Origin of the sequence: Methanobrevibacter sp. (assembly GCF_045636185.1) — an archaeon.
In the GTDB taxonomy this organism is placed as follows: Archaea; Methanobacteriota; Methanobacteria; order Methanobacteriales; family Methanobacteriaceae; genus Methanocatella.
In genome coordinates, this window is the sequence record NZ_JAZTXC010000045.1 from 1 (window position 1) to 11,658 (window position 11,658).

An 11,658-nucleotide genomic window follows, 5' to 3' on the forward strand; every position below is an offset into this window, starting at 1 on the left:
GTAATCAAATAGTGATTTAAAAAATAAATAACTTGAATAAATAAAAATAAATAAAAATCTGAAATAATATTAGAAAAATAATAAAAATTAGGCTAAAAAATTTTTCGACAAAAAATCAAAAATCAATTTTGGCGGACACCCCTTATTTTAATTTATTCTGTAGAGTTATTTGTTTCTTTTTTTCATTTTCATTTTTTCCAGCTGATTCATAAATCTTTCATCATAGTTTCTCGCAACATCTTCGTATTTGTTCCATATTCCAATGGCGGTTTCCGGGATGATTTCTCTTTTGTCTTCACTAAATTTAGTGTATGTATGCATCATTTCTTTTGAATCAGCTATCAGCACTTTTGCAAATGGGATGTCTGCCTTTTGAATGTTAATGCCTGCGTCTTTAAAGAGTTTAATAATATCTATTTCTTCATTGTTTATGTAGCATGTTGGTGATGCAAGGATATTTACCCTTATTTTTTTATTATTTTTAAATGCTTTTATTAGTGTTTCTGCTTCTTTTTCAAACAAAAACCCTACTCTCATATTAACTGATATTTTTGATCTTTTAATGATTTCTATTTCCTGATTGATGATTTTTTCAACACCGTAAACTCTCCATATCGGTGCCTGTACCTGATTCATTCCGTTTTCATAGATATTTGTTAGCCTTGTTATGGTATCATCAATTTGTCTGTTCACTTTTTCCTTTTCTCTTGACAGCACTTCTACGGGGGAGTTGACATTATAGGTTAATGGCCTTCCGTCTTCGATTTCTATGAAATCCTTTTCATTCAGTTTCTTCAAAACATCATATATTTTACTGCGAGGAATGCCTGATTTTTCGGATACTTCAACTGCAGTTGCTGAGATTAATGAAGTGAGTGTTACATATGCTTGAGCTTCATACATTGTCAGGCCAATTCCTTTCAATAAGTGTACATCATCATTCATATTTAATTATATTTTCATCATATTATTTATATTTGTCACTTTTCACCCTTAACTAGTTACAAAATCTTTAAATACTTTTCATATTAAACTATTAGTAACAATTAATTTTCGAGGTAATTAAAATGGCAGACGGATTAGATATGTTTTGTTATCAATGTTCCCAGACCGCTAAAGGTACTGGTTGTACTGTAAGTGGAGTTTGTGGAAAAAAACCGACCGTAGCAAGATTACAGGATAATTTAATATTTACTATGAAAGGAATCAGTGCATATAACTATAATGCAAATGTTTTAGGTAAGAAAAATCCTGAAATTGATGAATTTTTAACCAAAGGATTATACACAACCCTGACCAATGTCAACTTTGATGTTGAAGATTTGGTTGGATTGGCATTGGAAGCAGGTAAGGTAAGTGTTGATGTAATGAGATTGCTCAAAGAGGCTCATATCGAAGCATACGGTGAACCTCAGCCTGTTGAAGTGAAAGTCGGCGCACAGGAAGGACCAGCTATTATCGTTACTGGCCATGACTTGAAAGCATTGGAAGAACTGTTAAAACAGGTTGAAGGAACTGACATTAAGGTTTACACCCACTCTGAAATGTTGCCTGCACACGGATATCCTGGATTGAACAAGTATGAAAACTTGGCAGGACAGTTGGGTGGAGCATGGCACGATCAAAGAACGGTCTTTAAAAAATACAATGCAGCTATTGTTGGAACCAGTAACTGTGTACTTCCGGCATTGGATGCTTACAAGGAAAGAATGTTCACAATGGATGTAGCTAAATTGGAAGGAGTCAAAACTGTAGAGGACTATGACTTTTCTGAAGTTATTGAATGCGCTAAATCATTGGGTTCTCTCGAACCGGAAGAATTGACTACTGTCACTACGGGCTGGAGTGCAGGAGCTATTGTAGAACATGCAGACAAAATTAAGGAATTGGTATTGGACGGTAAAATCTCCAGATTCTTTGTTGTTGGCGGATGTGACAAAGCTGCAAAACACAATGACTATTACAGGGAATTCGTACAGAACTTGCCTGAGGACACTGTTATATTAACATTGGCTTGCGGTAAGTACAAATTCAATGATTTGGATTTAGGCGATATTGAAGGAATACCAAGACTCTTGGATGTCGGACAGTGTAACGATACGATTGTTGCAGTGGATGTTGCATTGGCATTATGTGAATTATTCGATATGGAATTAAATGAATTGCCATTGACAATTGTATTGAGCTGGATGGAACAGAAAGCCGCTGCAGTATTGTGGGCATTGCTATACCTTGGAAAAACTGACATGTGGATTGGACCTGTTCTTCCTGCATGGTGTAATGAAGACATCATAAATGTTCTGGTTGAAAACTATAACTTGACTCCAATAACCGGCGATGCAATAGCTGATATCAAAACAATTATGGGGTGAGTGAAATGAGTGATATAAAAGCGAAAGCTTTGGATATCCAAAAATTGGTGGAATATCAGGACGATACTGTTGTAAGTCGTGAAGTTATCAAAAAAGAGTTGGGAACAGTCACATTCTTTGCCTTTGATCAGGGTCAGGGACTGTCTGAACATTCCGCTCCTTTTGATGCAATGGTTCAGATTATTGATGGTGAAGCCGAAATTACAATTTCCGGTGTTAAAAACACTGTAAAAAAAGGTGAAATCATTATCATGCCCGCAAACGAACCTCATGCTCTTCAGGCAGTAAACAGTCCATACAAAATGATTTTGACTATGATTAAATCCGATTAAAATTTGGATTGCCTATAACATTAATGTTATAGGCGTTTTTTCTATTTCTTTCTTAGAAATATTTTTTGTTTTCTATTTTTAGCATGTCGGCATCTTCATCATCTGTTTTGCCACTTTCTTCTTTCATTTTATTTGTTACTTTTGTTGCAATGAGTTTTGTTTCTGCAGCTTCTGATGCGGATATGGCTGTTAATCACATGGTCAACATGTTTACAGTATATTTGGTTCTACTAATCCACATTGTCCAGATACTCCATTGGATCCTTATAATCCTGATGGTCCTTTTTATCCATATTGTCCTTATCCACCTAATTCTGGTAGTTCTTTTGGTCCTATTTTTAATCCGGGTGCACCTACACAGGAACCGCTTCAGTAGTTGTGTGAGTTGAATTTTAATGTAAGTGTTTTAACACTTCAAAACTTTTTTTTAAAATCAGGTTAAAACCCGTAATTTTTCTTTTTTTATCTAAATAATAATTATGTAATCTTTTTTAGTCAATTTGGAATGTAAGCAATCACTTGCATTCGAAAATCTTTATATATGTTGGGTTTCATATTATTTATTAGAAATCATGCATTAATCAAGAATTACTGCATTATTTGTTTTAAAATTAATCAGGAGGTAAAAATCTTGAAAAAAATAATTGTTGCATTACTTGTTTTGTCAGTAGCTTTAGTTGGTATAAGTTTTGTTGCTGCATCTTCTGATGTTGATAATGTACATAGTTATGGAGACAATGGACATGGATTAAATCCTGAACCTCATTTTGGCCCATGCTTACCACATGATAATCCGTTTGGACCTTATATTAATCCAAACCCATTTGATCAACATTATCCACAACCAGGTTCTCAGTTTTAAATACTTGGGATAGAAGTGTTTTAATACACTTCAAAACTTTTTTTAATTTTAATCTTTTTTCCACCAAATTAAAATCCAGTCCGCTTTGTCTTTTTTGTTGTATAGTTTTCCGGTTTCAGGATTTTTGATAAGAATTTTTTCAAGATATTCTTTTAATTTAGCTTTTTCTTCATTATCTAATAAGTCTAGGCGGAATTTTCCATTATCCATAGCTTCTTCGATGCTGTCATATTCCCTATGTGATTTAATGTCCAGCCTTTCAACATTTGCATAGATTTCCATGTTGAATAATATGTTAAACAGGTAGTTATGTCCAGGGAAATGTTTGTTTTCACGGCCAATGTATTCGTTAAATTCACCTTCTATTTTCCAGTTTTCAGGGCCGAATAACGTAATGAAAACATACTTATTAGCTATTTTATTAATCTCTTCCAGTGTTCTCTTAATTGGAATTATTCCGTTTAAAGATCTTGATGCCAAAACAATGTCGTGGGGACCGACTTCTTCATATGTTATATCTTCAAGAGGTTTTAAGATTGTTTTTACATTATTTATTCCTTTATTTTTCGCTCTCTGGTTTAACAGCTCAAGCATTTTTGTTGATGAGTCAACACCTGTTACTTTCCTGGTTTTAAGTGCTAACGGAAGCGTGATTGAACCTTCTCCACACCCCAAATCCAAAAGACTGTCATTTTCATCCAGTATCAGTTTGGAGAATAATGCATCGTGGTAATCATCCTTTTTTGCTCTTTTGTGAAAGCCTGCTGCTGCCTTGTCCCAGTCTTTTCCACGGTCTTTCTTTTGTTCTAGTTCACTGGCCCAAAATTCATCCCATCTTATTTCATTTGGATTTTCGATGCATTGTTTCATTTTCACACCTTTGTTTTCCCGCTTAAAACATTTTGAAAGTCTTCATAGTTCTCTTTAAGTAAACGTGGAATTTCCAGGTCATACGGGCAATTGTCAACACATGCATAGCATTCAATACAGTCCAGAGTTTTATCCATCATTTCCTGATATTCTTCAGTTAAGTATGGTTCTGCCGGAAATCTTCTAATCCATAAGCTCATTCTGGCACATAGGCTTATATTGATTTCTTCAGGACATGGCATACAGTATCCGCAGCCTCTGCAGAAGTCATCACCCAATTCTTTTTTATCTTTTTCAATTGCTTCTCTTAATTCATCATCTAAAACAGTATTTTCATCATATGATAGGAATTCATCAAGCTCTTCAAGTTTTTGAATTCCCCAGATAGGCAATACATTATCAAACTGATTCATGAATGCATATGATGCTTTTGAATTGGTAATTAATCCTCCTCCCATTCCTTTCATGGCTAAAAAACCAATATCCTGTTCACGGCATTTGTTAACTAGATTTATTTCTTGCTGGCCGCTTAAATAAGAAAATGGGTATTGGAGTGTTTCGTATAATCCTGATTCTATTGCTTCGTGAGCAAAGGTAATTTTATGGGTTGTTATTCCAATGTGTTTAATCAAGCCCTGTTCTTTTGCTTCAAGCATTGCTTTATATAAATCATCTTCACTTTTTGGACAAAATGAGATATTGTGGAATTGATACAAATCCAGATAGTCTGTTTTCATGCTTTTAAGAGATGTTTCTAATTGATTCCAAAATTCCTCCACTTCTTCGGCAGCGCCTTTGCTTGCAAGATAAATGTCTTCACGCACATCCTCGAAAGCATTGCCCAATTTGGTTTCACTGTCTGTGTAGAAATGTGCCGTGTCATAAAAGTCTATTCCATTTTCATATGCATGAAGCAGTATTTCAACCGAATCATCCATATTTCTTCTCTGGATTGGAAGTGCACCAAATCCATTTTTATTTACTTCTAAATTTGTTTTTCCAAGTCTCATTTTAAAAACCCATCATTTTTAATATTGCATACATTATAAAAATAATAATTAATAGTATGATTGCAGTTTTGGCTGAAAAGAATCTTGTCTGTTTGAATTCCTTATCTTCAACGTCACCGGTTTTCATGATTCTTTCCTTTTCAAATGAACATTTCTGATAAATGGCTTCTAAATCCTTTGGAAGCCTTCCATGTTCATTTAGCATATTGATTGTTTTATTCAGATATTTGACGGCTTCCTTATCATCACCTAATCTAACACAACAGAAAGCGGCCTTATGGTTGAAGTTGGTCAATAGTTCCAAGTCATCTACCTGTCTTTCATAGCTTATGCAGTGATTATATTGCTTTAGTGCAGTTTTATATTCTCCAAGCTCATATAATGCATCCCCTTTTGAGTTGTATGCAATCAGAGTTTCCTCATTTTCAAGGGATTTGTCCAGATATTCCAATGCCTTGTTGTTTTCACCGTTCTTTTGAAGCATTTGGCCTTTGTATAAATCTGATTTAGTGTCCCCACCGTAGCGCTTTTCATATTCATTGAGATTAGTCAGGGCATCATCATATTTTTTTGCCTGAATCAGCAGTTCAATTTTACCTATTTTAACTTCTTTTTTGGAAATCCTAGGTTTTTCGATAGATGAATATGATTTATATTTTTCTTCTACCTTATCCATATATTCCAGAGCTTCATCTATTTTGTTTTTATTAAATCTGGATAATGCTTTATCACATATGACATTAATGGAGCGTGGCTGTTTTTCCAGGTATTTGTCGAAATATTTTTCGCCGTAATCTCCATTATCATGGCTTTCATCATAATACTGATAATACAGGCCCTTCTCTTCCAAAGCTGGCAGGTAGTCTTCATCAATCAATAAGTCCAGAATAGTCAAATAATCTTCAACTTCGTCCTTTGAATGTCTTTTTTTAGATAGTTTAAATGCTTCCTTATAGTTTCCATCCTGAATGTATAGTTTTGCCGTATCAATAGCATCACTCATTTTTATCTACCCATAATTTTTTATCTTCCCCTTTTTTAAATAGCTACTCTCAGTTTTAATTTTGTTCTTTTTAATTAAAAACATTAAGTATTTTTATATCCTAAATTAAATATTATATTATAATGAAGAGTTCTGCTCTGATTACTTATTTTTATTAAAATTAATTGTGATGATTAAATGAATGATTTAGAAGAAATTGTATATAAGCATGCTTTATTGAATGCAGCTAAACACAAAGGAAATGCAAACCCTGGTGCTGTTATGGGCTCTATTATGGCAAACGAACCGGAGCTTAGAAGCAGAGCAAAGGAAATCGGACCTCTTGCAGGAAAAATTGTAGCTCAAGTCAATGCTTTGTCCAGCGAAGAGCAAGCAAGCGAAATGGAAAAATATAATGTTGAAGTTCAGGAAAAGAAGAAGGTTAAGGAAGAAGGACTTCAGGAACTCCCAGGAACTCATGAAAATATCGTTCTTCGTTTCGCTCCAAATCCTAGCGGACCATTGCATATCGGACACTCAAGAGCAGCAGTTCCAAATGCAGAATATGTAAAAAGACACAACGGTAAATTAATTTTAAGAATCGAAGATACTGATCCGAAAAGGGTCTACGAGGATGCTTATGAGATGATTCCTGAAGATTTAAAATGGTTGGGAATCAATCCTGATGAAATAGTTTATCAGTCTGACAGGTTTGATATTTATTATGATTATGCTCGCCAGCTAATTGAAAAGGGCGCAGCTTATATGTGTACCTGTGATGGTGCAGCATTTAAAGAGCTTAAAGATAACTGTAAAGCCTGCCCATGCAGGGACAATTCAGTAGAAGAAAACCTTGAATTGTGGGACAAATTTGATACAATGGATGCTGGTGAAGCTGTTTTAAGAGTAAAAACTGATATTAATCATAAAAATCCAGCTATTCGTGATTGGGTGGCAATGAGACTTGTCGATGAAATCCATCCACGTTTAGGCAATAAATACAGAATATACCCTATGATGAATTTCTCTGTTGCTGTAGATGACCATCTGATGGGTATGACTCATGTTTTAAGGGGAAAAGACCACTTGGCAAACAGTGAAAAACAGAAATACCTCTATGACCATATGGGATGGGATTTGCCTGAATTCATTCACTATGGCAGATTAAAAATGGAAGACATTGCATTAAGTACCTCAAAGGCACTTGAAGGTATAGAAAATGGTACCTATAGCGGATGGGATGATCCTAGACTTGGAACTTTAAGGGCTGTTGCAAGACGTGGAATCGACCCTAGAACCATTTACAATCTAATTACTGAAATCGGTGTTAAAATGGCGGATTCAGCTATCAGCTGGAAAAAGATTTATGGATTAAACCGTAATATGCTCGAGCCAATAGCCAACCGTTATTTCTTTGTGGAAGATCCTCAGCTAATTGAAGTTGAAAATTATAATGATGGTGAAGTTGTTGTGGAAAGGCCGCTTCATGCAGACCATATGGACAGGGGAAACAGATTACTTCCATTTAACGGAAGTGCTTATCTAGCCAAATCAGACATTGCTGACGGTATATTCAGATTGATGGATGCAGTAAATGTAGACATTAAAGGTGATGAAATCATATTTAATTCAACTTCCTTTGAAGATGCAAGGGATTTGAAAGCAAGAATAATTCAATGGGTTCCTGTTGATGATAATGTCAATGTTACTATAGTGATGGATGATGCGTCACTTAAGACAGGCCTCGGTGAAGCGGCATTACGTGATTTGAAAGTCGGAGATATTGTTCAGTTTGAAAGAATTGGATTTGCACGTTTGGATGAAATTAAAGATGATGAATTAATATTTTATTATGCACATAAATAAGGTGGATAAATGACATTATTTACTAACGGATTTGTTAATTTAAAAACTCCTGAGGGCTTTGATCCCATTCCAAATAAGGGAGATTTTGTTGAACTGTCATTGGTCAATACTAAAATACCGATGACCATAAAATTTTCAATTACTCCAACAATGACCGGACTTCCGGGTATTAAGGATGCAATGGAAGAGCAATTGGAAGCAAATCCGAATATAAATGTTGAAACTGCTGATTTTATTGCCATTAATGAGGATATTTATTATATGATAATATCCTCCATAAAGGCTGATGGAAAAGAAATTAAACGAAATGAATTCATGTTTGTAAAGGATGATAATTTATATTCCTTTGAATTCGTGTATCCTTATGCAGATGCAGAATTGGATGATTTTTATTTGAATATTATTCGTTCAATGGAAATTAAAAAGCCTAAATATGTAATATCTGATGAGGGCTATAAATTAAATGATGAATAGTCTTTTTGACTATTTAATTCTTTTTTTTTAAATAGATTGTACTTTATAAATATAAAATTAAAAAAATAGTGAGTTCGTGTCACGTCTTCAGCTTCCAAAAAAAGAAGTGAACTTTCAAGTGCATATGCATCTTGAAACTTCAATAATTCTGTCCAGAAATCGGACAGGCTTTTTGTTAAAGAAATTTTAACATGGTATTTTTAGATTTTCTAAATCTAAGATTGTTGTAGGTACTTTATTGTTACTGAAATCAGCACGTGGTAGAACTTCAGTTATTATCTCACCGACAACATCAATACCGAAACCAATTGCATTAAATAGAGTTTCTGAACCGACGGTAACTACTCCATTAACAACTTTGAAACATACACGACCTACTAAAGATGTTAAAGCTCCGGATATACCATCAAATGCACCTGCAATAACCATCATTAGTAAACAATTGTAGGTATTGAAATTATGATCCAAGAAAACTCCTTCTATAAGTTCTTCAGCGCCTGCAAGAATGCCTCCACCAATGAAACAGATAGCACCGGCAACTGCTTCACTGAAAAAATGGGCACAAACTAAAACCATAGCAACACATAATAGTACTTCAACACCTCTTATAACCCATCTAAGAACTTCACTAGGTGCGTCTGATGTGACCTTAAGGGTGTTTGTTAAAACGCCGTCATGTATAACAGATGAATTGCCAAGTATAATACATTTTGCATCTTCACCATAATTATAGATTTCTCTACCTTCATCCGCTTTTGAATCTATGAATGTACAATTACTTAATGTTATTTCACCAAAATCATTATAGATTGCTCCTCCATCATCTTCGGCAACGCTTTTTTTGAAAGTAATATTGTTTAACATCATAATGCCATAATGATTAAAGATAGCACCACCATCTTCTGCATTGCTATTGATGAAATTACATCTTTCGCCATAAATTAATCCTACATCGTTGTAAATCGCTCCACCATCACCATAAGCGGTATTGGATGTGAAATTACAATCTATGAGGCTTATGATTCCTTTTTCGTTATAAATTGCACCACCATGTTTTGCATAACCTCCTTCAAATGTGGAGTCTGATATTGTTATTAATCCTTCATCATTATAAATTGCACCACCATAATCATTCATTATCATATAATCTATTCTATTATTGTTAAAATGTGAATAACTAATGGATATTGAACCTTTATTAAGTATAGCGGTATTAAATCTACTGATAGTTAAGTTAATTATAGAACAAAATTGGCCTTGAACAATTTTAATAAAATTATATTCGTTTGAATCGGCATAGTTTTTTACACTGATTGTTGCACCATTTCCGAATATATAGATATTTTCCACATTTGGCATATATATTGCTCTTTGATTAATATTATAGGTTTTAGCTGATGTAAAGTTTAAAATTAAAAATTTCACATGCCCAATGCTGTCCATCTTATTTAAAAAGTTTCGATAATCAGTTTCAGTATCAATGTTTACACATGTGATTTCATCATTATGGTTTAAAACTAAGCAACTTGCTCCTAGGGAAGTATAGATGTTATTTCCATCATTAGTCTCAAGACTAGATTTTTTGCTGGAATAACCAGTATTTCCTTTGAATTCACAATCAACAAAAGTAGATTGACTTCCTTTTTCGTTATAAATTGCACCTCCATATTTTGCATAATTGCCTAAAAAAGAACAGTCTGCACATTTTAAAATACCCCAGTTTCTTATTGCCCCTCCATAATCTTCTTCAACTATATAATCGATTTTGTTATTTTTTAATACTAGATTTTTTATTTGACATGTTCCATAGTTGTATATAGCTGTATTAAAACCACTTATTGTGATATTATTCATCCATACAGTGTCACCTATATTAACATTTAAAAAGTGATTTTCATCATTTTTATTTGGATTACTAATAGCTATAATTGCCCCATTACCTCTAATAATGAGATTTTTCACATGACCCAATTTTATTAATTCGGATGACCATGGGGTAAATTCAAGTTTAAGATTATTTTTAAAATCTATAATTATCGCATCAAATTGACAGTTTTCGGTTGAAACTGATTTAGCTACTTTTTTAAAACTATCCAAATCAAAAACCTGTAGCATGCCTACATTAATGGTAGTGTTGTCTGCTAGCGTTAATATAAATGTATTGTTTGAAGTTTGGTTCATTTTGTATTCGCTAGATGCAACTATGTCAGTTACATTAATTAGATTGTCTACCTTGTTTTTATCATTTTCCGAGTTACTATTCTGTATAACAGTCAAATCAGCTATATGATTAGTGTGCGGCATTATATTTTCTTCTGAAGTCATATTATCCGTTGTTGAATTGATTTGTGTACTTGAAAAATCATCATAACTCAAACCACCAATATTTCGATAAGCCTCTATATCGACATGATCTCCAAGAAGATTTACATTATTTCCCATATTATCATTAACTTCACATGCATTTATTGATGAAACTGAAACCAATAAAATTGCAATTAGTATTAGGGTTAATGAAATATTTTTTATAAGATTCATGTTATCACCGTATTTTCCTTTCCATATTTTTCTTCTGTATTATGTCTTAAAGTCTCAAATTAATTAGACAGTTAATTTATCGCTATAAATCATTGACATTACTTTTAATCCCTCCGTATGAACTTCATTGGGATAAATTGAGCTTATATCAATATCACCATTTAAATCAAATAGATCTTCTATTAATTTTTCAATATTGTTTCCTTTAACACTATCAATAAATTTGGCAATAAAATTCTGATCAGCAGTTTTATCGCAATGAGTAATTATTGAGGTGTCATGGTTTGTCCATACATTGTTTACTATTGCAACTCCTCCTTCGCCAATACAGACATGATCACCTTTGCCATAT

At 33.5% G+C, this 11,658-nt stretch carries 11 protein-coding genes; 5 read left to right on the forward strand and 6 right to left on the reverse strand.

What is annotated here, in order from left to right; translation table 11 throughout:
• Window positions 1–165 precede the first annotated feature (165 nt).
• Complete coding sequence (locus tag ACKI3Q_RS02835; protein ID WP_407414057.1) at window positions 166–945, reverse strand: TrmB family transcriptional regulator; 780 nt, start codon at window positions 943–945, stop codon at window positions 166–168.
• A gap of 122 nt (window positions 946–1,067) precedes the next feature.
• On the opposite strand from ACKI3Q_RS02835, the gene hcp reads away from it, so the two are divergent.
• The 3 genes from hcp (at window position 1,068) to ACKI3Q_RS02850 (ending at window position 3,566) form a co-directional block, all read left to right on the forward strand.
• Window positions 1,068–2,372 carry a hydroxylamine reductase gene (gene hcp / locus ACKI3Q_RS02840; RefSeq protein ID WP_407414059.1) on the forward strand — a complete coding sequence of 435 codons (1,305 nt, stop codon included), beginning with the start codon at window positions 1,068–1,070 and terminating at the stop codon, window positions 2,370–2,372.
• Between the two features lie 5 nt (window positions 2,373–2,377).
• A complete protein-coding gene (locus ACKI3Q_RS02845; protein WP_296795061.1) occupies window positions 2,378–2,704 on the forward strand; it encodes a cupin domain-containing protein in 327 nt (108 codons plus the stop codon).
• Window positions 2,705–3,335: 631 nt separating this feature from the next.
• Window positions 3,336–3,566: a hypothetical protein gene (locus ACKI3Q_RS02850; RefSeq protein WP_407414061.1), complete on the forward strand. Its 231-nt coding sequence runs from the start codon at window positions 3,336–3,338 to the stop codon at window positions 3,564–3,566.
• 48 nt (window positions 3,567–3,614) lie between these two features.
• On the opposite strand, the gene ACKI3Q_RS02855 is transcribed toward ACKI3Q_RS02850, so the two are convergent.
• From ACKI3Q_RS02855 to ACKI3Q_RS02865, 3 genes are read right to left on the reverse strand one after another with little or no spacing between them, the layout of a single operon-like run.
• Complete coding sequence (locus ACKI3Q_RS02855) at window positions 3,615–4,436, reverse strand: class I SAM-dependent methyltransferase (protein WP_407414063.1); 822 nt, start codon at window positions 4,434–4,436, stop codon at window positions 3,615–3,617.
• 2 nt (window positions 4,437–4,438) lie between these two features.
• Window positions 4,439–5,446 carry an aldo/keto reductase gene (locus ACKI3Q_RS02860; protein ID WP_407414065.1) on the reverse strand — a complete coding sequence of 336 codons (1,008 nt, stop codon included), beginning with the start codon at window positions 5,444–5,446 and terminating at the stop codon, window positions 4,439–4,441.
• A 1-nt stretch (window position 5,447) separates the two neighbouring features.
• Window positions 5,448–6,449: a tetratricopeptide repeat protein gene (locus ACKI3Q_RS02865; RefSeq protein WP_407414067.1), complete on the reverse strand. Its 1,002-nt coding sequence runs from the start codon at window positions 6,447–6,449 to the stop codon at window positions 5,448–5,450.
• Between the two features lie 177 nt (window positions 6,450–6,626).
• On the opposite strand from ACKI3Q_RS02865, the gene ACKI3Q_RS02870 reads away from it, so the two are divergent.
• A complete protein-coding gene (locus ACKI3Q_RS02870) occupies window positions 6,627–8,294 on the forward strand; it encodes a glutamate--tRNA ligase (RefSeq protein ID WP_407414069.1) in 1,668 nt (555 codons plus the stop codon).
• Between the two features lie 9 nt (window positions 8,295–8,303).
• Window positions 8,304–8,768, forward strand: a complete 465-nt coding sequence (locus tag ACKI3Q_RS02875; protein WP_407414071.1) for a hypothetical protein — start codon at window positions 8,304–8,306, stop codon at window positions 8,766–8,768.
• 186 nt (window positions 8,769–8,954) lie between these two features.
• On the opposite strand, the gene ACKI3Q_RS02880 is transcribed toward ACKI3Q_RS02875, so the two are convergent.
• Both ACKI3Q_RS02880 and ACKI3Q_RS02885 read right to left on the reverse strand, forming a co-directional pair.
• A complete protein-coding gene (locus ACKI3Q_RS02880) occupies window positions 8,955–11,306 on the reverse strand; it encodes a hypothetical protein (protein ID WP_407414073.1) in 2,352 nt (783 codons plus the stop codon).
• Window positions 11,307–11,369: 63 nt separating this feature from the next.
• On the reverse strand, window positions 11,370–11,658 hold a 289-nt coding region (locus ACKI3Q_RS02885; protein ID WP_407414075.1), incomplete at its 5' end, for a hypothetical protein.

Excerpts from the sequence above, each read along its gene's own strand:
- ACKI3Q_RS02835 (WP_407414057.1), bottom strand. The coding sequence starts at position 945 with ATGAATGATGATGTACACTTATTGAAAGGAATTGGCCTGACAATGTAT.
- hcp (WP_407414059.1), top strand. The coding sequence starts at position 1,068 with ATGGCAGACGGATTAGATATGTTTTGTTATCAATGTTCCCAGACCGCT.
- ACKI3Q_RS02845 (WP_296795061.1), top strand. The coding sequence starts at position 2,378 with ATGAGTGATATAAAAGCGAAAGCTTTGGATATCCAAAAATTGGTGGAA.
- ACKI3Q_RS02855 (WP_407414063.1), bottom strand. The coding sequence starts at position 4,436 with ATGAAACAATGCATCGAAAATCCAAATGAAATAAGATGGGATGAATTT.
- ACKI3Q_RS02860 (WP_407414065.1), bottom strand. The coding sequence starts at position 5,446 with ATGAGACTTGGAAAAACAAATTTAGAAGTAAATAAAAATGGATTTGGT.
- ACKI3Q_RS02865 (WP_407414067.1), bottom strand. The coding sequence starts at position 6,449 with ATGAGTGATGCTATTGATACGGCAAAACTATACATTCAGGATGGAAAC.
- ACKI3Q_RS02870 (WP_407414069.1), top strand. The coding sequence starts at position 6,627 with ATGAATGATTTAGAAGAAATTGTATATAAGCATGCTTTATTGAATGCA.
- ACKI3Q_RS02875 (WP_407414071.1), top strand. The coding sequence starts at position 8,304 with ATGACATTATTTACTAACGGATTTGTTAATTTAAAAACTCCTGAGGGC.
- ACKI3Q_RS02880 (WP_407414073.1), bottom strand. The coding sequence starts at position 11,306 with ATGAATCTTATAAAAAATATTTCATTAACCCTAATACTAATTGCAATT.